We start from the raw sequence: 25,506 nt of genomic DNA, 5'->3' as shown, positions 1-25,506 counted from the left end.
GCTCGCTCAATGTTCTAAGACGTTGGGCTTCAGGAGGAGTCTGAATGACGAAGCTACGAGTTTTTATACTCATCTGTGCACTGATTACGGTCAAACCTGTGGCTGCAGAGCCGGTTGAATTGGTGACTTTGGAATATCCTCCCTATATCGAAACGCGAAACGGCCAAGTATCTGGTGTTGCAGTGTTGCTTGTCAGCTATATCTTTCATCAATTGGAAACACCGGTCAATATTACCGTATTACCATGGGCGCGAGCGTTGGCCCTAGTACAAAGAGGCAAAGCTGACGGAATTTTTACAGCGTTCAAGAATGCTGAAAGGGAAAAGTTTGCTGACTACAGTAAAAATGTTCTGTTTGTGCAGAACATAAGCTTAATGGCACTACGAGGTAGCGGCTATCGCCCAGAAGAGATTTTGGTTGGTGATGTTTCGGACATAGCTCTATGTGTGGTAAATGGTGTTAGCTATGGTAAGAGGATGGATACAAAAATTGCTCAGGGTGGTTTTAGGGCGGTTTTCCAGAGAAATAGTGCTAAAGAGTGTGCCCACCTAATTCGCACCAAACGAGCCGATATTTGGGTCAACAATGAGTTTGGAGCGCGCAGTATACTCGTTCAAGAAAGCTTAGATAAAGCCATAGAAATATTATCACCTGCCATTGAAGCCACTCCAAGTTATATCGCATTCTCTAAAAAGCGTGATCGTAAAGCGCTTTTGAATCGTTTTGATGAGGTATTAGCTGAAATGAGACAAGACGGTCGGTATGAGACCATCATATACGGCTACTTTGAAAGTATGAGAATCAAGTGTGAATCTACTTTCGAGTAAGGGTAAAACCGCTATTAGAATAGCGGTTTTCAATCAAGCTGAATGGATTAACTCGAAGGTTATGACATACAAGTTATCATCGTCAGGGTAAATGTCACGTATTAGCTGCTTTAGCTTTGGTAATGGAAGGTACTCCTGCTGCGCATGCTCTTGATTGATGTCGTCAAATCGAAGGGCTTCTACTGAGACAATCTTAACGTCGCACACTTTCTTGCCAGTTTCTAAGGTAAACACTTCAACTTGGCTATTTGGCTCATAGTCAGATTCAGACTTATCACGAATTGTAATGGTCTTTTTGCCTGCGGCAATGAGCGGAGTTAACGACTCAAAAAAGGTTATCTTGGTTGGTGTTTTCACTACTTGTCCTTACCTTGGCGTTTATTTTTGGGGACATAGTTAAGAATAGATATTGGGACGGGTTTGCGTGGCTCAAACCCTTCAATCTCGCGACGTTCAAGCAGATGTCCTAGGCGAGACTCAATCATACACAAATTCTTGAAATTATCTTTGGAGACAAACGAAATGGCTTCTCCCTGAGCGTCTGCGCGCCCAGTTCTGCCTATGCGGTGGATATATTCATCGGCAGGAAAAGGCAGATCATAATTGACAACGCGAGTCAGGCCCTCAATGTCAATTCCTCTCGCTCCAACGCCTGTTGCAATCATGTATTTAATTTTTCCTGCCTTGAAATCTGCCAAGAGCTGAGTTCGAACCGCCTGACTTCGACCACTATGGAAAGCTTCTGCCTGTATCCCTCGCTTTTCGAGCTGTTGGACCAGTTTAGCAGCGCCGTGTTTCGTCTCGATGAAGATCAAGGCTTGTTCCCAATCATTGGTCTTGATTAAGTGGCTAAGAAGCGCCGACTTTTTATCTTTATCGACGGTAATTAACCACTGTTCTATGTTCTTCTTCGAGGCTTGATTGGCTGGGATAGAAATTTCAACAGGGTTATAGACAGCAGTCTTTGCTAGGTCACGTACTTTGTGAGATAGGGTCGCGGAAAACAGCAGGCTTTGAATATCCTTTGGAAGGCGGCTTAGAATCTTATTAATGTCATCGATAAAGCCCATATCGAGCATACGATCGGCCTCATCGAGGACCAGCATTTCGATTTCTTCAAAATGTATTGCGCGTTGGCTATACATATCAAGCAGTCGTCCAGGTGTTGCGACTAATATATCGACGCCTGTAATCAGTGCTTGCTTTTGACTTGTGCTATCAACACCACCGTACATGGCAAGTGATGTTAGTGAGAGATTTTTACTGTAGGTTCTTACTTTATCGTCAATTTGAATCGCTAGCTCTCGAGTAGGCGCCAGTATCAAACCGCGAATTCGTTTCTTCTTCTGTGTCACCCCTTTGCTCAATCTTTCAAGCATAGGCAGTACAAAACTTGCGGTTTTTCCAGTGCCTGTTTGAGCTGCGGCAATCAGGTCTTCACCTCTTAGAATTGCTGGTATTGCTCTAGTTTGGATATGGGTTGGGTCACTGTAACCCAGTGTTTCTATAGCTTGGGTTATAGGTTGGCTTAAGCCGAGGTTTGCGAATGGCATTGATACACTCAAAAATGTTGTTAAGTACTGCTGGTCTGTGTCGGTATGATAGCGAGTGTATCACGATGTGTACTTTTTGAGGTTGATTATTTGCAGGCGTATCATTGAATGTGGATATCAACCGGTACGTAAGAGTATTGGTTTCTTCCATCGCTTTTACTGATATAGATTTGCTCATCAACTTTACTGAGTAGAGCTTCCTCTTTTTCTTCGGTTCTGGTAATGGCACCTAGACTCAAGGAAATCGAAATTTCTTTTCCTTCAAATTCAAGTGGAGAATTACCCATGGTCAATATGATTGCTTCGAGAAGACTGGTGACTTCTGCGGGTTTAAAACGTTCAATTATAATAAAAAATTCATCACCGCCGAGACGATAAAACCCATCTGATTCGTGTAAGAATGGTGCAATGACAGAGACGATGTGCTGCAGAGCTTTGTCTCCGGCTGTGTGGCCAAAGTTATCGTTTATCCCTTTAAATCTATCGACATCAAAACCGACTAAAGTGAAAACATCGTCGTTCAGTACTCTTCGTTTTATTGTTTCGTTAAACGCCCTACGGTTTTCAACACCGGTTAAGCTATCATGATAGGCCAAATAGGATAGCTTTCGTGTCTTGTTGGCAATCAGAGTCTTTAATCTTTGTCTATCTCTGGTTTGTTTGAAGGCAAGATAACTAACCAGCAATGCAGCGAGATTACCGAGAGTGAATGTCGTGATGAGAGCCATTTTTTGGTTATATCCCAACTCTTCTTTCACTCGAGTACGAATATCCCAGTTGCGGTTTGCTATATTGACTGAATCGATGTACACGCTGCCTTCTGAGACATTCCAACGTTCACTTTCATAGACGATTGGAGCATCGTCGGAGTTATAGCCTTTATCGACAATTTGAAACTCAAATCGTTTTGCGGGGAGTAAGGAAGCCAGAGTTTTAAAGTATCGATCTAAGTCTATCGCACCAACGACCACACCAGATAATTGAGAAGGCTCTGAGGGGTTGAAAACAGGATAATAGACCAGGGCACTTTTTTTATTTTTTGGTGTGGTAGACCCTTGTTGTAGCAGCTGTAGTTTATCCGAGATAAACGCTTCTCGTGTTGATGTGATGACGCTTAAAGCATGAGCAAATCTTTGATCTGACGGTCGGTAACCTATGATTTTAAGGTTGGCACTAGTTTCTGGAAATATTTGGGTAACTCTGAACTCGTTGGCACTAGGTGGTGATTTTGCATTACTGCTGCTAGTGTTACGTGGCATCCACTGAAGTGAAGCAAGCGAGCCAATATCATCTCTTAAGGCATTTTGTACAAAAAGAGGAAAGTTGTGCCATTGGGCGGGATTGGTCGCGTAAAAGAAATGAACGCTAGAACCTATAATACGAATATCTTTTCTTAAAAGGTTGATTAGGTTGGCGTTTTGGTCTTTAGCAAAACTGATTTCTAATTCAAAGTTGCTGTCTTTTTGTACTCGGTATAGAGAATAAGTAAAAACATTAATAATGAGTATCACTAAGCCCAAGGTCGCTAGTGAATATCCGTATAATCCTAAAAATCGATTGAACTTACTTTTTTCAATAGCTTGGGTGTCTTTACTCATCCAATGTTCATTCATTACTTATCTACTTACTTAACTATAGAATAACTTGTGCCTATTTTTGGCTGTCGTTGCCTAAGATAATTGTTTGTGTACGTTATGATTGAATTGGTTGAGCAAACCCACCAGACTAAAAAGAGGATTCGCTTTTTCATGTTCGATCACACTAAGGTACTAAGAAACATGGGTAAACACATTGCTATTGCTTTAGTCAGTCTCTGTTTTACTCTTAGTAGTCAAGCATCAGAAATTGCTGATATTCTATTAACTAATGCAAAGGTACACAAGCACCCAACGGCTGACTCTATCGCAGTCAGTAGGGGAAGTATTCTTGCTATAGGTAAGCGTGAGGAGCTGAACTATCTAATAAAGGCATCTACCCAGCTGGTTGACCTTGATGACGGTTTCATTATGCCTGGTTTTATTGATAACCATAATCACGTATTTGAGGCCGCCTCGCCGATAGGGGGAGACTGTGAGCTAGATAGATATGCAAACCTCGAACAACAAGTGCCAAACTTGAAGCTTTGCAGGCAATTGATGGCGGGAAAAAACTGGTTAATTGGCTACGGTTTTTCCATTGATTTATTGTTATCGGAGGAGAATGAACGTACGCCTCTTGAAGTGATTGATTCAATTTTTCCAGATGTCCCTGTTGTTATAATGGAGCAAACCTCACACTCGATGTGGGTAAATACAGTAGCGCTCGGTTTGGCGGGTATAAATGATAGAACTCCTGACCCTGTAGGTGGGAAACTTCTCAGAAATGCCAAGACAGGTAGTTTGAATGGCATATTGCTTGATAATGCGGGTGATATTGTGATGGAACTGGCTTGGAATAGTATTGAGGAACAGTTCGACAAAAGCTATCAAGGTTTAATGACAGGTTTGCTCGAAGCGCGCCGTCATGGTATCACAACCATTGGAGACGGTCGCCTTTATTGGCGGCGTGGCTGGTATGAAATATGGAAAGAGGCAGAGCGCAATGGGGATTTGACGGCAAGAGTGTCGCTTCGACCATGGATTTATCCAGAACATCCAATGAAGCCGCAATTATCGTTTCTGAAACAGATAATCTCTACTGATCGAACAAAATTACTTTGGTCTGATCAAGTTAAAATATACAGCGATGGCATATTGATTAACGGGACAGCAAAGCTTCTCCAGCCTTACCAGAAAACTTATCTTTTATCACACCCTCGCGGCATTAATTACATTGAACCTGAATTGATGAAGCAATGGCTCAAAGCTCTTGATAAGATAGGATATGGTGCTCATATTCATGCGATCGGAGATGGCGCTATTCGAGAGTCACTTGACGCCATTGAAATTTTGCGCGCTCAAGGAAGCCAAAACAACTACACTTTGACTCACGTTGAGATGGTTAATTACAGAGACATTAAGCGTTTTTCAGAGCTAAAAGTCACGGCTGATTTTCAAGTTGGGTCAGATTATATTGCTTACAATGACCACAAGTGGGCTGAAGCTTTCGTGGGAGCAAAACGAGCACGCGCAATGATGAACTTGAGATCGTTCTTTAACGCAGGAGTTAACGTGTCTTTAAGCAGTGATTGGAATGTCCATGATATTAATCCCCTTGTTGGTATTGAAAATAGCCTGTTGATGGAAAGCACTGGTTTGCCTACAGTTGAAGATGCAATAGACAGTTATACCATCAATGCAGCCAAGAGCCTTGGTATTAGTGATTTGACTGGCTCAATTGAGGTTGGAAAGGCAGCAGATTTCGTAGTCTTGTCCCATGATATTACCCAAAGTGAGATAAAGAGTGTAGCTCAAACAGAGGTTTGGATGACGTTAGTTGCTGGTCGTATCGTTTTTGATATTGATGTGCCTGACTGAAATCACTCTACTACTCCATATAAATTATTTTACATAGTGAATAATTTGAATAGTTTAAATAATCTTATTAATTGATCTTTTTGTCACCATTTAGTATTTAACATTTTTTAAAATCCTCCGATTTTTTATAATGAAAATTAATTTTTTATTATAAAAAATAAAATGAAAAGCTAAATCATATTGATATATCTATTGCAATTATAATAATGTTAAGTTAATTTTGCGTTATATAAAACTTAAGTTATTTATTGTTACTAAATGGAGTGTATTATCAAACCAGTAATATGTGATGTATTTGTCAGTAATTCTGCGTCTGGAAATCCTGCCGCGGTCGTTGAGCTTGATGCATGGATAAGTGATAACGAATTATTAAACATCACTCAAACGCTTAAGCAACCTATTACTGCTTTCGTTGTAAATGATCTCGATACTTATTATATTAGATGGTTCTCTCTGTCAGGGGAGATTAACCTTTGTGGCCATGGTAGTTTGGCCGCTGGTGCTGTCATGCTCGCTCGTTACTCAATGCAGGAAATTAGTTTTCAAAGTCAGTATGGGGAAGTTTCCATTGCTAAAGTAAATGATGGCTACAATATTGTGTTACCAAGTTGGCCTGCTACTTTTCCAGCGAAGTACGAGGAAGCAACTGAGTCTATATCGGTATCTACAGATATCTTTTCGACTCGAGACTTAGTGGTTGTTTTATCTTCTATTGAATCGGTAAAGAACTTTAAACCAGACTATGAGAAAGTTGCTCGAATGAAGGATCATCATGCATTAATAGTGACAGCTCAAGATGGTGATAGTGGCTATGTACTCAGGTATTTTGCCCCCAAAATTGGTATTGATGAAGACATAGCGACAGGCTCTGCTCAATGTTCACTTGCTCCGTATTGGTTTGCTAGGCTTGGTAGAGAAAGGCTTCAAGTTAATCAGTTATCTCAAGCTGGTGGCTATTTTGAAGTAGAGAAGTTATCGGAGCATAGTATTAAGTTATTAGCCAAAGTAAACTTTCAATGATTTATTACTTTTAGATTATCCATCTTGAGTAAAGTTTAATTTTTATTTGTATATATCCAATCAGATTCTATGTAACTTCATCAATCTACCTCTGCATAATATTTTATCCTAAAAATAAACCTAATTCTTTGATTAATTATTTTTCTTTATAGAATATATATTCAAATTATTTTGAATATATATGGTCAAAAATAAAATATAAATTCATTTTATTAAATATTAATATTACCCATTATTTTCCCAGTTTATTTAGTATCTCTAAGTAACAATTATGTTTTCAATTTGTTACAATTATATGTCATTCATGCCATTTATAAAGTTTAAAACTCTATTTATAAAAAGTATTATCAACAGATATTTAAGGAAGATAATTGATTTAATTGTTAGGTAAATTCTGTCTTTGTTTATGCGAGCGAGGCATTGATTACCTTCAGGAGAAATACTTTGGATAATAAGACTTTGCACTCAAATAATATTAATTCTAACACTAATGATTTCTTTGAAAAATCAGCAGATAAACTCGATAGAAAAGAAGTACTGCATAATTTACCAACTGATTTTTCTCGCAAAGCTTATAGCCAAGAAATGAGAGAAGAATACTCTAGTATCTTGTCTGATGAGGTTGTCTTGGAACTTGATAGACTATCCGCCACCTCGTGTACAAGCCAACGGACAATCTTACTCGCTGCATTTGCAAGCCTTGTTCACCGAAATAGTAATGACACCGAAGTGCGAATAGCAGCATCTGGCAGCGTCGAGGGTATAGAGCGGATTGAATCGACACAGTTTACTCCCATTTGCATTGATTTTTCTGACAATCGCAGTTTTGAACAAGTTTTAAGGCAAACTGAGCAAGATCTTAAGTCTGGTGAGTTGGAAAAAGAGTCCGTATTCTCTTTGCAGATAGGTTTTTCATATCATGCCGATAGGTCATTTTTAGTCCACCAACCTCAGGAGTTGCACCTTGCTGCCAACCGTTTAGAAAACGGTCTGGATTTAATTTGGTCTTACAATAGTTCTATTTTTAGTCAAAAGTCGATGGTTTCATTAAACCAACAACTTAATGCTCTACTAAAAGCCATTACAGCGAACCCTAAACAATGTATTTCAGCGCTACCTTTGTTAAATGAAAAGGATAGACAAAAAGTCTTGACTCAGTGGAATCAGACGCAAACAGACTTCCCCAGGGATATTTGTATCCATTCCTTGTTTGAGAGGCAGGTAGAGAAGACGCCAGACTATATTGCCATTCGTTATGACAATGAAGCTCTGACCTATGAACAACTGAATGTTCGTGCCAACCTGTTAGCTCATCATCTAATTGAATTGGGTGTGGGACCTGAGCAATTAGTAGGAATTTGTTTGCCACGTTCGATCGACATGATGGTTGCAATACTGGCGGTCAATAAAGCTGGCGGGGCATATGTGCCTCTTGACCCAAGCTATCCTAGTGAGCGACTAAGCTATATGCTTGAAAACAGTCAATCTCAAGTATTAATAACAGACAAGGAACTGAGCTCAAAGCATGATCTCCTAGTTACGCATAATGTACTTGTTGACAGTGCTGAGTTCTGGAAATGCCTCGAAAACACTACGAAGTTTGACAGAAACCCCGATGTTGATGGTTTGTCGGCAAGCAATCTGGTTTATGCCATTTATACATCAGGCTCGACAGGTAAGCCTAAAGGTGTCATGAATGAGCATACTGGTTTGGTTAATCGGATTTTGTGGGGAAGTAAAGCATATCCAATTTCTGCTGACGATAATGTGTTGCAGAAAACGCCCTTCGGTTTTGACGTTTCAGTGTGGGAATACTACTGGCCTTTGACCACAGGGGCGACTTTGGTCATGGCCAGACCTGACGGCCACAAAGATGTGGACTACCTCTTTGAGGTCATCAATGAGGCGCAAATCACGGTGATACATTTTGTACCCCCTATGCTGGCAAGCTTTATTGCAGACGGGCGTTTTGAGACCCAAGCCCCCAGCTTGCGTCTCGTGGCATGTAGTGGAGAGGCGTTACCCGTAGATGTGCAAAACCGCTTTCTTGCTGGACATCAAGCTCAACTTCTTAACCTTTATGGTCCAACAGAAGCTTCTATCGAAGTCAGTTATCATTTTTGTACGCCAGATTTTGAGGGGAATTCTGTCCCTATTGGTAAGCCAATCGACAATATTAAATTGCATGTATTAGATAGCGATTCTAACCCGGTACCAATTGGTGTCGTTGGTGAGCTATATATTACAGGTGTTGGTGTCACGCGAGGCTACTACAACCGGGAAGATCTAACTAAAGAAAGTTTTCTTGCCAATCCGCATCAACAAGATGACACGGATGCAATCATGTATCGAACGGGAGATTTGGCTCGTTGGTTACCCCAAGGTGAGATTGAATACTTAGGTCGTATCGATCATCAGGTTAAAATCCGCGGATTTCGTATCGAATTAGGTGAGATTGAAACTTCTATTGGTGCGATTGAATCGGTAAGCCAGAATGTCGTAGTTGCTTATTACAATCGTTTAGGGGAGAAACAACTGGTTGCTTATCTTGTTTCTGCGTCAGAAATAGAGGATCAAAATCTTTGGTTTACAGCCATTGCGGAGCAATTAGAAAAAACACTGCCTCAGCATATGATCCCAACAGCATGGGTACGTTTAGATGAATTGCCGCTTACGCCAAACGGTAAGGTAGATCGTAAAGCATTACCAGAACCGGCTATGCCTGCCCAAGAGACATATGTTGCTCCAGAAACGGAAACCGAAAAGTGGCTAGCTCACTTATGGCAACATTTACTCCAACTTCCTAAACCTGTTGGTCGAAATGCAAACTTCTTTACTCTTGGCGGTCACTCATTACTTGCGATGAAGATGTTGTCTCAAGTTCGAGTAGAAAGAGCAATCAGTATTGGTATTGCTCAGGTTTTCGCTGCTTCTAGTTTATGTGAATTCGCCGCGTTAGTTGATAAAGCCGTCGGTACTCAAACTGAGTTTATACCGCAGCGTAACAATACTGATTTTGCGCCTTTGTCTTTTTCCCAGCAACAGATGTGGGTTCTTGATCAGCTGCAAGGCAGTGCTCAATACAATATCCCCTTTATATTGAACCTAAAAGGTGACTTAAATTATGCTGCTTTGGCTAATGCGATTACGCAAATCGTTAACCGGCACCAAGTGCTGCGTACTGTGTATCGGCTTGATGATACTGATGCGGCTCAGCAAATTGTTCTCAATTCGATCGGGGAGTTTGAGCTAGAGAAAGTCTGCCTCAAAGGACTAGCAGACACAGATAAGAAAGCGGCTATAGAAGATGTGCAAAATGAGTTGATTGATCGTGACTTTAACCTTGCTAAAGATCTCATGCTTCGGGCTTGCGTAGTTGAACTTGATGACAATGATTATCAGCTAGTTATTGTATTTCATCATATTGCTGCTGATGGTTGGTCACTCAGCGTTTTTGAACAAGAGCTACGCCATTTTTATTTGGCAGCACAATCAGATGAACTAGTGCCTCTGGATGAATTAGCGATTCAATATACCGACTTTGCAACATGGCAACGTGCCCAGCAGCAAAGCAACTTGGATGCTCAATTGTCATATTGGAAAAATAGGCTCGTCAGCCTACCAGAAATCCACAGTTTACCATTGGACTTTACAAGACCCACAGAGTCTAGTTTCGCAGGTGCACGTTATGGTGTCACTCTTGACCCTAACAAACTATCTCAATTTAAGGATGTCTGTCAGCAGCAGGGTGCCACTCTGTTTATGGGGCTGCAAGCGCTTGTATCTGCATTGATCAGCCGTTATAGCCAAGAAAAGGACATAGTTCTAGGTACGGTGAGTGCCAATCGTGAGCAAGCCGAATTGTCCGCTTTGATAGGCTTTTTCGTTAACACGCTGATTTGTCGAACGGACTTATCAGACAATCCATCGTTTAATGAGTTGATAGTTCAGTGTAAAACAAGGTCTCTAGAGGCACTGAGCAATCAAAATATGCCTTTTGAGCGCCTTGTTGAAGAGCTAGCTCCCAATCGTTCTCTTAGTCATCATCCATTGTTTCAAATTATGTTGGTGCTACAGAACAATGAACAGCCTAATTACGATTTGAATGGCTTGACGGTTACACCCGTGCAACCTAGCAATGTAAAAGCTAAATTTGACTTGACCATTAATGCTGTGGAGTTAGGTGATGAATTGGTTCTTGATTGGGAATACAGTTCGGATCTATTCCTTGCCGAATCCATTCAACGTCTGGCTTCTCACTTAGTCGCTTTGATTGATGCAGTGATAGTTGACCCAGAAGTCAAAGTATTAAGCTGTTCAATGCTTAGCGGCAGTGAAACACAGCTTTTGACTCATGATTGGGCAATGGGAGCAAGGCAGGAAAGCAAAGCTTGGTGTATTCATCATATGTTTGAACAGCAAGTTGCAGATAATCCACAGGCCATGGCTTTGTCTTATCAAGGAAACGAGCGCTCTAACACTATGACATATGAGCAGCTCAATACTCGTGCGAATCAGCTCGCCTACTTGCTAGCTAAGCAGGGGGTTAAGTGCGGAGACATTGTCGGTGTCTGTATCGAGCGCTCTGAGACTCTATTTGTTTCTTTACTTGCAATATTAAAAGCGGGCGGGGTGTACCTGCCACTGGATCCGAATTATCCGGTTAAGCGCTTGCAGCATATGATCTCAGACAGTCAGTTAAAGATGGTTGTGACCGAACAAAGTGTCTCAAGCTGTCTTGAAGATTCAGAGATTGACCGTTTGGTTCTTGACTCTCCTGAAACGCAAAATGCTTGGCTGCAAGAGCCAACAGAAAATCCAGACTTCTTGGGTCATGTTGATGCTAGCACGCCTGCTTATACCATCTATACATCGGGTTCGACTGGTAAGCCTAAAGGAGTACTTTTATCACACCATGGCTTAGTCAATCTTGCTCAAGCTCAGCAGTCTTTACTTGATGTCGGTAGTGATAGTCGAGTACTTCAGTTCGCATCTATTAGTTTTGATGCGGCCACATGGGAGTGGGTGATGACGCTGTGCTCTGGTGCGCAACTGTTTATCTACGATGAGGAATGCATCAAGTCTGGTCATGCGTTGTCCGACGCCGTGGCAAAAGCAAACATTACTCATGCTACTTTGCCACCAGCTCTGCTCCCCGCTTTGGAGGTAGAGAAATGGCGTAGCGTTAAAACCTTGGTTGTCGCAGGGGATTCATGTGCGCCGGACTTGGTCTCAGTCTGGGGGGAGAACCGTAAGTTCATTAACGCGTATGGCCCAACCGAGAGCACTATCTGTGCGACTTTAGGTCAACTAAGTCCAGATGAAGATACCATCCATATCGGCCAAGTTATTCCTGGCGCTGAAGTATTGGTGTTAGATGAATTCATGCAACCAGTGCCAATCGGTGTTGCTGGCGAGCTCTATATCGGTGGGGAAGGCCTTGCGATTGGGTACTTGCATCAACCTGCTTTAACGCAAGAAAAGTTTGTTTCGCACCCATTTGATACCAATCGTAAGCTTTACCGAAGCGGCGACTTAGTTCGTAGGAGAACAGATGGAAATATAGAGTTTATCACTCGAATAGACCATCAAGTAAAAGTGCGCGGCTTTAGGATTGAACTGGGAGAAGTAGAAAGCGCGTTGCTTGAGCTTCCTAATATTCGGGAAGCGTTTGCGTGCGTGACAGAAGAAAGTAGTGGAGAAAAACGTTTAGTTGCTTATTATTCATCTCAATCTGAACATCAATTGGACGAAGCTCAAATAAGAGAGGCATTACAATCCTCACTGCCTGACTACATGCTCCCAAGTGTGTTAGTGGCTATGACACGCCTGCCTTTGACGTCTAATGGTAAAATTGATCGTAGAGCACTACCCAAACCTGTTTATCAGTCAAGGTCAAACTACCATGCACCTGAGACTCAAACTGAGCAGCAACTGTGTGAAATCTGGCAACAGGTACTTGGCCTAGAGTCTGTTGGTGTGCTGGATAACTTCTTTTCTATTGGTGGTGATTCCATTTTAGCAATACAAGTCGCTTCTCGAGCGCTCAAGGCGGGATTGTCCCTCTCAACCAAACAAATATTCCAGCATCAAACTATTGCTAAACTTGCGCCGCATGTCGAACAAGTTGACTCAACCGAGATAAAGTTTGCAGCGGTGGAGGGAGGGCAAATTATGCTCCCAATTCAACGTTGGTTACTGTCTGGCGATCCTGTCGATCAGCATCACTTTAATCAAGCGGTCGATTTTTCGCTTTCAAAACAAGTGAGCATAGTTAAGCTTAGGGAGGCGTTAAATGCTGTTTATCAGCACCATGATGTCTTCAGGTTATCTTTTATAGCTGATTCCAGCGCGGCTTATCAGCCACGAGAACAGCAGCAGGTCAACCTTTGTGTATGCGATACTCAAGAGGCTTTTGATACTGCAATCAAAGCAGCGCACACCGAATTTGATTTGTCTCAGCCTGACTTAGCTCGATGCGTTGTTTTAAATCAAGAAGAGCAGGGCTACAAAGTCTCATGGATCATACATCATTTGATTGTCGATGGTGTCTCATGGCGTATTTTGCTCTCTGATCTTGAACTAGCACTCTCACAGCTTGAGTCTGAAAAACCGATTGATTTAGGTATTAAGTCGAACAGCTATCAGACTTGGGGTCAATGGCTTGAAACCTACTCACACAGTGAGATACTGGCGAAAGAAGCCTCATACTGGCATCAAGTGGTGAAGAGCGATGTGGCGCCGCTTAGAGTTGAGAATCACTTACCACAGCAAGATTGCAATTCATGGCATGAAAGCAAAAGAGTATCGCTGACGGTCAATGAAGAAATGACCCAAACCCTGATTGGTAAAGCAAACCAGTGTTACAACACTCAAGTGAATGACTTATTGCTGCTGGCATTAACTCGAACTCTGACCGAGTGGCAGCAATCGAGCCAAATTTGTGTCGAACTTGAAGGTCATGGCCGTGAAGTATTGGATGACTCTTTTGATCTCAACCAAACTGTGGGTTGGTTCACGACCACATATCCTGCTTTACTTTCTTTACATGACTCTGAGCTCGGCTCGCAAATAAAGTCGATCAAAGAGCAACTTAGAGCGATTCCAAACAAAGGTTTAGGCTACGGTGTTTTAAAGCATCTTTGCCAAGATGAAACCCTCAACCAATCCAAGTCTATCGATGTTTTATTTAACTATTTGGGTAAGTTTGACTCGATAGACATGACGGCTAATGGCCTTATTTCTGACGTCACCTTTGCCGATGATGTTTTGTGTATAAGCCAAGAGCGTAGTCGATTCGCCACCTTGAGTGTTGAAACCATAATACAAAACGAACAATTGAATGTCTGTTTTGAATTCAATCGGAACCAGTTCAGTCAAAGCACGATACAAGGGCTTTTAGATCGCTTCAATCAACATCTTTATGACATCATCAGTCATTGTCATTCGTCTAAGAAACAATTTACCCCTAGTGATTTCCCTCTCGCTAACATTGGGGCTCACCAGCTCGAAAAGTTAGAGAAAAGCTATCAGATCGCTGACTTGTATTCGGCGACGTCAATGCAAGCAGGCATGCTGTTCCATTCTCAAATGTCACAGGGATCGGGCTTGTATGTTACTCAAATGGTATTAGATTTAGGGCCGGTTTGTTCCACTACTTTGAAACAGGCTTGGCAAGCTTTGATAAATCGCCATGATGTTTTGAGAACAGCCTTCGTTCATACGGGTTTGGATAAACCTTTGCAGCTTGTTTCTACACACGTTCAAGTGCCATGGAGAGAGGAGTCTATTGGCGCTAACCAAAATGAGGCGCTGGAAAGCCTACTTCGTAGTGAAAAACAGCAGCCGCTTGATATTGAACATGCCCCACTTATGCGATTGGTATTGGTCAATGTTGAACGAGAGTCTTACAAGTTGGTGTGGACCCATCATCATGCCTTGGTTGATGGTTGGTGTTTGCCAATTCTTCTTAAAGAACTAGCCGCATTATACGAATCCCTATCAAGTGGCGTGGAAGCGGCACTACCAACCCCCGCGGCCTATAAGAACTATATTCATTGGCTTTCTCTTCAGGATACTAAAGCCTGTGAAAGTTATTGGCAGCATTATCTAGCTGGTTTTTCAGCGCCTACGCTTATCAGCGATTCAGTGATTCAAGAACAAGAAGCGGATACACAGGGTGTCGGCGAGATAAAATTACACCTTAGCCAGGCATTAACCGAAAAGGTCTACCAAGGCGCGCGCGATATGAATGTAACGACAAGCGCGTTATTTCAGTCTGCATGGGCTATGGTGTTAAGTCGTTACTGCCGATCTAACGATATTGTATTTGGTACCACTCGCTCTGGTCGTCCTGAATCCTTGTACGGTGTTGAGGATATGGTCGGGCTGTTTATTAATACTCTGCCGACTAGGGTTCAATTTTTGGACGGGGTAGAAACATCGATTGATTTTGTTCAACGAGTTCATCAATCTCAGCTTGATCATGATCAATATTCTCATGTGTCTTTAACCGATATCCAAGCTAATTCTGATATTGAAATGGATGGCTCGCTATTTGACTCAATCATGGTGTTTGAAAACTATCCTTTCGATACTAGGGAGCTATCTTCCGAGGCAAGTCACCAACTTGATATACGTGGTTTGACGGCAATTGAACAGACCAACTTCCCGTTGTCGATTGTGATAATTCCGGGAGATTCTGTAGAGCTGAAGCTTTTATTTGATCAAGCTATTTTCTCTGACGCTATTGTAGCAGGCATGCTGGGGCAGCTAGAGCATATCGTTTCATCACTTATTGATCTTACTACCCAAGATGTTAGAGGTATTGCGCTGTCGGATCAGGTCAACCTATCGACTCAAGCTGATCCCAAGTTACCATCAATGACAGAACTTTTTGCTCAAAGTGTAGCATGCCATGCTGATAAAGTCGCAGTGGTTTATGGTAATCAAGAAATGACATATCAGGAGCTTGATCAACGCTCTGATAATCTTGCTGCGTACTTATTAAATGGAGGAGTATCGGAAGGAGATAGGGTTGGCCTTTACTTAAATCGCTCGATTGATCTGATTGTTTCCATGCTTGCCATCATCAAGGCAGGTTGTGCTTACGTACCTCTTGACCCTGAGCAAGGTCACGCTCGACTAGCGGTGATCATGGAAGACTGTCAAGCTAAAGCTATATTGACCCATGGCGAGCTTGCTGCCGTGATTCAAACTCAAAATGAGCGCCTGATTGATTTGTCCGATCCAACCACGATGGAAGAGATTGAGTCGGCCGTTGCTGACCAAAACTGGTGTTCGGATATAAATGCTCTGGCCTATATTATTTATACGTCAGGCTCGACAGGTAAGCCTAAAGGTGTGGCTGTAGAGCAGGGAAGTATCACTCATTTAGTACACAACAACCCCTACACAAAGATTGAACCGACTCAGATCTTTGGTCAGGCCTCGAACCACTCATTTGATGCCGCAACGTATGAAATCTGGGGCGCTTTGCTCAATGGAGCTAGTTTGGTTTATGTGCCAAAAGAAACGTTTTTATCACCGGATGAATTCCAACAACATATCGAACAGACCAAGATTAACAATATGTTCGTCACTACCTCACTGTTTAATATTATGGCGGAACAAAAGCCAATGGTGTTCGCTTCTTTTGAACATTTGCTGGTTGGAGGAGAAGCGATTTCTCCGTCTCATATCAATAAAGTGATAACGGCTGGTGGCAAACCTAAGCATTTATGGAATGGTTACGGACCAACTGAAAATACCACCTTCAGTGCATGGTATGACATGCAAGATATCAGTGATGTATGCCCAATTGGCCAACCTTTACCACACGCTGATGCATTTGTAATGGACCCATGTTTACAGCCTCTTCCTCAAGGCGTGATCGGTGAACTGTATCTCGGCGGACCAGGTCTAGCACGAGGGTATTGGCGCAGACCTGACTTGACTGATTCGAGCTTTATTCATCTTGAAGGTTGTCGCCGCAAACTTTACAAAACTGGCGATCTTGTTTATCGCAATAGGCAAAATCAAATTGTTTACGTCAGTCGTGCTGATAATCAAGTTAAGTTACGTGGATTTAGGATTGAGCTGGGAGAAATTGCGTCCACAATTAACCACATACAAGGAGTGACTGGGTGTCACGTTATGGTTAGAAATGATCATGGCGATCGAAAGCTTGTTGCTTACTTAGTACTGGATGATAAATCACGAGAAAACACGGAACAAAGCATTGCTGATATTCAATCTCAGCTTAAACATCAGCTTGCTCAGTACATGCTTCCTTCAGCGATTGTGGTTATGGATAGCTTGCCATTAAACGCCAATGGTAAGCTTGATACTAAATCTCTTCCTGAGCCTCAAGCATACTTAGATGATGAGCGTTTTGAACCACTGAGCAATAATGCTGAAGTGCAGCTTGCCAAACTTTGGAGTGAGGTTCTAGGCCATGAGATCAGTAATCGTTATGCCAGCTTCTTTGCTTCAGGCGGGCACTCTTTGCTGGCGATGCAATTGGTAGCCAAGATAAACCAAACTTATGCTACCGATGTTAACATCACTTTAGTGTTCGATAATCCTATTCTTACTAATCAAGCCGAGGCTCTTCGGGCGATGATTGGGACAAATCTAGCTGGGCTTCCTGCTATCACTCATAACCATGATTCTAACCAGCCTAAACTGTCATTTGCCCAGCAAAGGCTTTGGTTTATTGACCAAATGGAACAAGGCAGCAGTCATTACAATATGCCGATGGCGATTAAGCTAAATGGTACGCTTCGTGTCGACTCGTTATGCTCGGCATTTATTGATGTGATTTCTAGGCACCACAGTTTGAGAACCTGCTTTATCAATCGGTCAGACTCACCGGAAACTAGCCTAAACCCTGTACCAGAAAGCTGGGAGATGCCAGTGTTTGATGTGTCCCAGTTAGATGGTGAAGATCAATTGGCAGAAGTTAGTCGCCTACAGGGTGAGGAAGCGGTTAAACCATTTAACCTATCGTCAGATCTAATGCTGCGCACTTGTTTAATTAAAGCCGCACAAGACGAACACATCTTGCTGCTTACAATGCATCATATTGCATCAGATGGTTGGTCATTGGGAATTCTGTTTAATGAGCTAAAAGCGTTTTACCAGGATGCTTTGCAGGGTAGAAAGCAAGATCACCAAGATTTGGGCATTCAGTATCTTGATTATGCCAACTGGCAACATCAACCAGAGGTAATTCGTTCTCTTAACCAGCAAGTAACCTACTGGAAACAACGCTTATCTGGTGCGCCAGCCGTGCACAATTTGCCTCTTGACTATGCTCGTCCTGCTGAGCAGAAGTATCAAGGGCAGTGGTACTCTACTCATCTTGATAAGAGTCGCAGCAATGCCTTTATCAAGCTATGTCGAGATAACGATACCACCTTATTTATGGGTCTTCACAGCGCATTTTCTGTTTTACTGTCGCGCTATAGCAATGAGACGGATATCCTTGTCGGTACACCTGTTGCCAACAGGAATCAAGCGGGCCTAGAGTCTATGATAGGCTTCTTGGTCAATACCCTAGTACTAAGGCTTGATCTCGATGACGACCCTAGCTTTGTAGAACTACTCGAGCGAAGCAAACTCATAAATGTTGGGGCATACGCAAACCAAGGAGCTCCGTTTGAGCAAGTTGTCGAGGCGTTGCAGCCAGACCGAGATTTAAGTTATCACCCCTTGTTCCAAGTCATGTTGTCAGTCAATACCGAGCAAGCCAAACTTGAGCTTTCGGGAGTAGAGTCTGAGACATTGCCACTGGTAGAAAGCCACTCACAATTTGACCTTATGCTGGTAGTTAATGAAAGTGGGGAAGGGTTGGAACTGGCTTGGGAATACAATACCGATTTGTTTAAACCTGAAACTATCGAGCGAATGGCCAAGCAATTTGAGCTTTTAATCGATAGCATCTTGTTCTCTCCAGATACCAGTGTATTTGGACTATCCTTGGTGGATCAACCAGCCCTAGATCTGATGACACAGTGGAATAAAACCGAGTGTGAATATCCTAAGCAGGAATGTATTCATCAGTTATTTGAGCAGCAAGTATTAAAGACTCCCGATCAGGTTGCGTTGATTTTTGAAGATGAGTCGCTATCTTATAAGCAGCTCAACCAGCGAGCTAATTTACTTGCACACCACCTAATGGACGCAGGTGTAGAGCCAGAAAATTTGGTCGGCATTTGTATGAATCGCTCACTTGAGATGGTCATTGCTATTCTTGCGGTAAGCAAGGCTGGAGGTGCGTATGTGCCTTTAGATCCAAGCTATCCTGTTGAGCGATTGAATTATATGCTCGAAAACAGTCAAGCTAGTGTGTTGATTACATCGCACTCACTTCAACAATCATTAAAGCTTGAAGCTGATAGATTAATTGTTGCGGATGATGCCGCTCTATGGGATGAGTTGACTCAGAACTCTCATTGGCAAGCAAACCCACAAATAGATGAGCTATCACCAAATAACCTGGTTTATGTGATTTATACATCAGGTTCGACAGGTAAACCTAAGGGTGTGATGAATCAACATTCTGGATTGGTGAACCGCCTCAACTGGATGCAAAATACTTATCAATTGACATTAGAAGATAAGGTTTTACAGAAAACGCCGTTTGGTTTTGATGTCTCAGTGTGGGAGTACTACTGGACGCTAACCACGGGGGCAACTGTTGTTATGGCTCGCCCTGAGGGGCACAAAGATGTTGACTACCTACTTGAGATAATCGACAAGGAGAAAATTAGTGTCATGCACTTTGTTCCTCCTATGCTCGCCAGTTTCATTGCTGATGGTCGCTACGCCAATCAGACTCCAAGCTTGCGTCTGGTCGTCTGTAGCGGTGAGGCTTTATCGGTAGATGTACAGAATCGATTCTTAGCTAATCATCATGCTCGGCTTGAGAATCTGTATGGTCCAACAGAGGCGGCAATTGATGTTAGTGTTTGGCGCTGCTTACCTGATTTTAATGGACGTTCAGTGCCTATCGGTAAACCGATAGACAATATTAAGCTCCATATCTTGGACCAACAGCTAAACCCTGTGCCAGTTGGTGTTGTTGGAGAGCTGTTTATTGCGGGCGTTGGTGTTGCTCGTGGTTACTACAATCGTGATGACCTTACCCAAGAGCGTTTTATTGTTAACCCTCACGCTGAATCTGACAATGACGCACGTCTTTATCGTACGGGCGACCTTGCACGTTGGCTACCAGAGGGTGACATAGAATACCTTGGCCGTATTGATCATCAGGTGAAAATACGTGGATTTAGAATTGAGCTTGGTGAGATTGAGACTGCCATAGGGCAGCAACCTGAGGTTGAACAATGTGTCGTGGTTGCCAAGGAGAGTAAGTTAGGTGACAAATTCCTAGCCGCTTACCTTGTTATTCCTAATGAAGATAAAGACTCTGATGCCGTTGTTGCTGATATTAAGCAGAGGGTTTCTGGTCATTTACCTGAGCATATGTTGCCAGCAGCTTGGATGATGCTGGATGTGATGCCACTGACTCCGAATGGAAAGGTTGATCGTAAGGCTTTACCTGAGCCGCAGATGGTTATAGAGCAAGAATACATAGCGCCAGAAACAGCGACTGAGATAAAGCTTGCTGATGTATGGCAAAAAGTTCTTCATAGTGAGCGTCAGGTTGGGCAGAACGCAAACTTCTTTACTTCAGGAGGCCACTCATTATTGGCGATCAAACTGCTTGCGGAAATCCGCGCAGACTTTAACGTATCGTTAAGCGTCCGTAGCATCTTTACTCATCCTGTTCTGTCTCAATTGGCAACCTTGCTTGATTCAAGTGAAAAGGATGGCGTGAATGGTTGCATTACGTCTTCTGAGAGACCAGAACGTATCCCTCTTTCTTACTCTCAGCAACGACTTTGGTTCCTAGAGCAACTTGAAGAGCGAAAAGATACCTACAATATGCCGATGGCACTTGAGCTAGATGGAGAGCTAGATTCTCAAGCATTGCAATCTGCGCTTAATGATTTGGTTGCTCGTCATGAAAGCTTACGTACTCGTATTGTCAATATCCAGGGAGAAGTTGAACAGCGTATTACGCAATCGCCATTAGTCGTACCTTTTAAATCAATGGATCTTTCGCATCTTAGTTTTGTGGAACAGGAACTTGAATTGGGTGTTGTTAGGCGAGAAGAGGCAACAACGCCGTTTGATTTAAGCCGAGATTTGATGATACGGGCAACCTTGATTAAGCTCACTACTCAAAACCAACAGGTTCGTTCGGTATTACTTGTTACCTTGCATCATATCGCTGGTGACGGAGTTTCATTGGATATTCTATTACGAGAGCTGGATGTCTTATACCGCAGTCACATTGGCGAAAACCAAGAAAAACTTGAAGCTCTGCCAATTCAGTACGCAGATTATGCATTATGGCAGCTTAACTTTTTACAAGGTCAGCAGTTAGATAATGAATTATCATACTGGCGACAACGGTTAGAAGGGTTACCTGACGTTCACGGTATGCCTCTTGATAAGCCTCGGCCGAACACTCAGTCTTATCAGGGAGCCTTGTATCAACAGACGTTACCAAGTCACCTTAGCGCGTCTTTACAAACCTACCTCAAGATGCAAGAAAGTAGCTTGTTCATGGCTATGCAAGCTGCCTTTAGCTTACTTTTAAATCGCTATAGTGGTGAGACAGATATTATTCTCGGCACGCCAGTCGCAAACAGGGAACAGAAGGAAGTAGAGTCTCTGATCGGTTTCTTTGTTAATACTTTAGTATTGAGAACAGAAATAGATACTACACAGACATTTAACGCATTGTTAGCCAGTTGTCGCGATAACACATTTGATGCACTCTCTCATCAGCAGTTGCCATTTGAGCGGTTGGTTGAAGCAATGCAGCCCAATCGCGATCTGAGCCACCATCCCTTGTTCCAAATTATGTTGGTGGTCGATACTATGGGCTCGGAGACGAAATCTTTGGGTGGGTTGACGCTTTCACCCTTAGAAGTAGAAACAACGACATCGAAATTCGACCTTACGCTAAACGTTGTGGAAAGTGTCGATGCCACCGGATGTCCTCAAATTGATCTGGGCTGGGAATACAGCACTGATTTATATGAACCGGAGACGATTGAGAGGTTATCGGAAAACTTTATTCAACTGGTCGGAGATATTATCTCCAAGCCAAATCAAGCGATGGAAACTCTGTCTCTTGTAAGCCCTAAAGAACATCATCGTTTACTTGAGAAAGGTCAAGCGAAGAAAACTTGGTCAATCACTGAGTGTTTGTTCCAAGAAATAGAACGCCAAGTTGAACATAGCCCTGAAGCGACGGCTTTAGTCTTTTGCGGTCAGTCGATAACCTATGATGAGATGAACAAACGTGCCAATAAGCTTGCACATTATCTCATTAAGCAGGGGGTTGGGCCCGATGTATTGGTTGGTATGTGTCTATCTCGTTCTGCTGAGATGATCATTACCATACTTGCCATTCACAAAGCGGGTGGCGCTTACGTTCCGCTTGATGTCAGTTATCCAGTCGAACGTCTTAGCTACATGATGGAAGACAGCCGATGTAAGCTTGTGATCAGTGAAACTGAGCACAAAGAGAAATTGCTTGGTTCACAAGTGCCCACCATGCTGCTAGATACCAAAGAAGTTCAAGATATGTTATCGGCATACAGCGAACAAAATCTGGCAAAGCACGAAATTAAAGTGACGCTGTCACATCTTGCTTATGTGATTTACACATCTGGCTCAACAGGTAAACCTAAGGGTGTGATGATTGAGCATCAAGCACTCAGCAGCCATACCAAGAGCATCTGCCTTGAATATGGAATTACCAATCAAGACCATATTCTACAGTTTTCCAATATTGGCTTTGATGCGTCTGTTGAACAAATTTTTGAAGCTTTGGTGAGTGGTGCCACTCTGTATATTCGTCCGGAAACCTTATGGACTTCTGCGGAGTTCGTTGATTGGCTCCGAGAAAACCCAATCACGATTACGGAATTCCCTCCACTCTACGCTAAAGCTCTTTTAGAACCTGTATTGGAAGACGAGGTTTTCTGGAGCGAAACATCTCTATCGAGATTGGTCGTGAGTGGGGATGTTCTTAATGCAGATTTTGCCAGAGCTTGGCAAACTGGACCTGCACAAAAAGTCTGTCAGCTTATCAATAACTATGGGCCTACAGAAACCACGATTTCTTCGACTCTGCATTGGTTAGGCGATGAGGATATTAGTACCAGTGTACCGATTGGTTTTGCCATCATGGACACGGATGTATACGTCGTCGATGAGCACATGAATCTCGTACCTGAAGGCGTTCCTGGCGAGTTATTGATTGGCGGGATGACAGTGGCGCGTGGCTACTTGAATCGTGAAGAACTGACAGCAGAAAAATTCATTGCTGACCCGTTTAGCACGCAAGAGGGGGCACGAGTATACCGTACAGGGGATAAGGTTCGTTGGCTTGCAAATGGTGAGTTGGAATTTTTTGGTAGGTTTGATACTCAGGTAAAACTGCGTGGTTTTAGAATTGAATTGGGAGAAATTGAAACCGCGCTGCGTGAAGATAATAGAGTATTAGATGCAGCGGTTATCGTCAGGGAAGATACACATGGCGATAAACAGTTGGTCGCTTACCTAGTAGCAGGCACTGATGACGAATCATTGTTGGTCAATGAGTTAAAGCATGCTCTGCAGCTTACTTTGCCCGGCTTTATGATCCCAAGTGCTTGGGCTATTTTGCAGACTATGCCAGTCAATGCAAACGGCAAATTAGATCGCAAAGCATTACCAGAGCCCAATTACACAACCCAAGCCGAATACATAGCGCCACGATCATCAGTCGAAACACAATTGGTGCAAATTTGGCAAAATGTATTGGGTGTTTCATCACCAATTAGTGTTGAAGCAAACTTCTTTAGCCTTGGTGGACATTCACTTCTTGCAGTGCGTTTGATCGCTAAAATCAGCGCACACTTTAGCCGTGAATTGACAGTAAAGCAGGTATTTCTTGCACCGACACTTGCAGAAATGGCAGCTGTGATTGAGTCTTTATCTTTCGCAGGCAAGAATTCAATTTCCCAAATCGACCGAGATCAACCCATACCGCTGTCATTTGCGCAAAAACGTATGTGGTTTATGCAGCAGCTGGAAAGTGGACATACCTATAATATGGCAGGAGTATATGCATTACAGGGCTTAGTCGACCCTGAACTGATACGTCAGTCACTCCAGCACCTCATTGAACGTCATGAAGCACTTCGTACTTGTGTTCGTAGCTATGATGAGCAGCTTTGCCAACATATTTTACCGCTACCGACAGACTTCATTTTGCCTATAACAGACTTATCAATGTTGCCTGCAACTGAGCAGAATCCCAAGCTCAATACGATGGTTAAGCTAGAGTCTGAACGAGTATTTGATCTGGAAAATGATCTTATGCTGCGTGCTCAATTAGTAAAACTATCTGAAGATGACTGGACCTTGATGATAACACAGCATCACATTGCCTCTGATGGTTGGTCTTCAGAACTTCTCATGAGAGAACTTACTGCAATTTATGATGCTTTATCTCGCAATGAGTCACCACAGCTTGCACCTCTCACCATACAATATGTCGACTATACTGTTTGGCAACACAGTCAGTTGCAGGGTGAAGAGCTGGAAAGACAAACCAGCTATTGGCGCACCCAATTGCAAGATTTGCCTGACGTTCACTCAGTACCTCTTGATAGAAAGAGACCCATTGAGCAGAGTTATCAAGGCGATTTATACAGTCATGAGTTATCTGCTGAGCTGAGTCGTCAGTTTAAGCAACTATGTCAAAATAGCGGTGCCAGTATCTTTATGGGAGTGCAAGCCGCATTCAGTTTATTGTTAAGCCGCTATAGTGGTGAAACGGACATAGTAATCGGTACGCCAGTGGCGAACCGTGAACAACTTGAGCTACAAAATGTGGTTGGCTTGTTTGTTAACAGCTTGGTCATACGTACCGATTTGTCTGGTGATCCGAGCTTTAGTGAAGTCATTGAGCGTTCAAGAGAAACGGCTCTCGCGGCATATGAACATCAGTCATTACCGTTTGAGCAAATCGTTGATTTGCTTAACCCAAGTCGAGATATGGGACACCATCCTTTATTCCAAATATTACTCAATGTTGATACTCAAGGGCTCAGCTCGCGTGAGGTATTTGGTGGCTTAACCCTCACAGAAAACCAAACGACTAGCCATACAGCCAAGTTTGACATCAGCTTAAATCTGTTAGTCGACGAAGATGGAGGCTTCAACTGTCATTGGGAATACAGCACAGATCTGTTTAACCGTGCCAGCATTGAGAACTTGGCAAACAGTTTTACGCTATTACTCGAAGCCATGACCGAAAACCCAGAGCGCTGCGCGTTCTCGGTACCATTGGTTGACTCAAATACACGTGAGACAGAGCTTTATGCGCACAACCAGACCAAGCAAGATTACCCAAGAGGTAAGTCAGTTGCAGACTTGTTTGAAGCACAAGCCTTGCTGACACCCGATGCGCCTGCGGCCACGTTTGATGGGGACACATTAAGCTATCGAGAGTTGGATAAGCGAGCCAATGCGTTAGCGCATGAGCTTCAATCTCGGGGTGTTGGCAGCGATGAT

Annotated in this window: 7 protein-coding genes; 4 read left to right on the top strand and 3 right to left on the bottom strand. The window is 42.9% G+C overall.

Annotation, left to right across the window (positions count from 1 at the left end):
- Positions 1-44: 44 nt before the first annotated feature.
- Positions 45-827, top strand: coding sequence for a transporter substrate-binding domain-containing protein (locus MHN79_RS06690; RefSeq protein ID WP_239172224.1), 783 nt, complete (start codon positions 45-47; stop codon positions 825-827).
- A 33-nt stretch (positions 828-860) separates the two neighbouring features.
- Here MHN79_RS06690 and yqfB read toward each other — a convergent pair whose 3' ends face one another.
- From yqfB to MHN79_RS06675, 3 genes are all read right to left on the bottom strand, one after another.
- Complete coding sequence (gene yqfB / locus MHN79_RS06685; RefSeq protein WP_239172223.1) at positions 861-1,184, bottom strand: N(4)-acetylcytidine aminohydrolase; 324 nt, start codon at positions 1,182-1,184, stop codon at positions 861-863.
- Positions 1,184-2,380, bottom strand: coding sequence for a DEAD/DEAH box helicase (locus MHN79_RS06680; protein WP_239172222.1), 1,197 nt, complete (start codon positions 2,378-2,380; stop codon positions 1,184-1,186). Before MHN79_RS06680 ends, yqfB begins: the two co-directional genes overlap by 1 nt.
- Positions 2,381-2,481: 101 nt before the next feature.
- On the bottom strand, positions 2,482-3,993 hold the full coding sequence (locus MHN79_RS06675; protein ID WP_239172221.1) for a sensor domain-containing diguanylate cyclase: 1,512 nt from the start codon (positions 3,991-3,993) through the stop codon (positions 2,482-2,484).
- Positions 3,994-4,158: 165 nt separating this feature from the next.
- Here MHN79_RS06675 and MHN79_RS06670 point away from each other — a divergent pair, with 165 nt between their 5' ends.
- The 3 genes from MHN79_RS06670 to MHN79_RS06660 all read left to right on the top strand — a co-directional run.
- Positions 4,159-5,835: an amidohydrolase gene (locus MHN79_RS06670; protein ID WP_239172220.1), complete on the top strand. Its 1,677-nt coding sequence runs from the start codon at positions 4,159-4,161 to the stop codon at positions 5,833-5,835.
- A gap of 258 nt (positions 5,836-6,093) precedes the next feature.
- Positions 6,094-6,855, top strand: a complete 762-nt coding sequence (locus MHN79_RS06665) for a PhzF family phenazine biosynthesis protein (protein WP_239172219.1) — start codon at positions 6,094-6,096, stop codon at positions 6,853-6,855.
- A gap of 444 nt (positions 6,856-7,299) precedes the next feature.
- On the top strand, positions 7,300-25,506 hold an 18,207-nt coding region (locus MHN79_RS06660), incomplete at its 3' end, for a non-ribosomal peptide synthase/polyketide synthase (RefSeq protein WP_239172218.1).

This window comes from Vibrio sp. Of14-4, assembly GCF_022347625.1.
Taxonomy (GTDB): Bacteria; Pseudomonadota; Gammaproteobacteria; order Enterobacterales; family Vibrionaceae; genus Vibrio; species Vibrio pristinus.
Note: the sequence above shows the minus strand (reverse complement) of the source record. Positions and strands in the feature narration are given on the sequence as shown.

Excerpts from the sequence above, each read along its gene's own strand:
- MHN79_RS06690 (WP_239172224.1), top strand. The coding sequence starts at position 45 with ATGACGAAGCTACGAGTTTTTATACTCATCTGTGCACTGATTACGGTC.
- MHN79_RS06680 (WP_239172222.1), bottom strand. The coding sequence starts at position 2,380 with ATGCCATTCGCAAACCTCGGCTTAAGCCAACCTATAACCCAAGCTATA.
- MHN79_RS06675 (WP_239172221.1), bottom strand. The coding sequence starts at position 3,993 with ATGAATGAACATTGGATGAGTAAAGACACCCAAGCTATTGAAAAAAGT.
- MHN79_RS06670 (WP_239172220.1), top strand. The coding sequence starts at position 4,159 with ATGGGTAAACACATTGCTATTGCTTTAGTCAGTCTCTGTTTTACTCTT.
- MHN79_RS06665 (WP_239172219.1), top strand. The coding sequence starts at position 6,094 with ATGGAGTGTATTATCAAACCAGTAATATGTGATGTATTTGTCAGTAAT.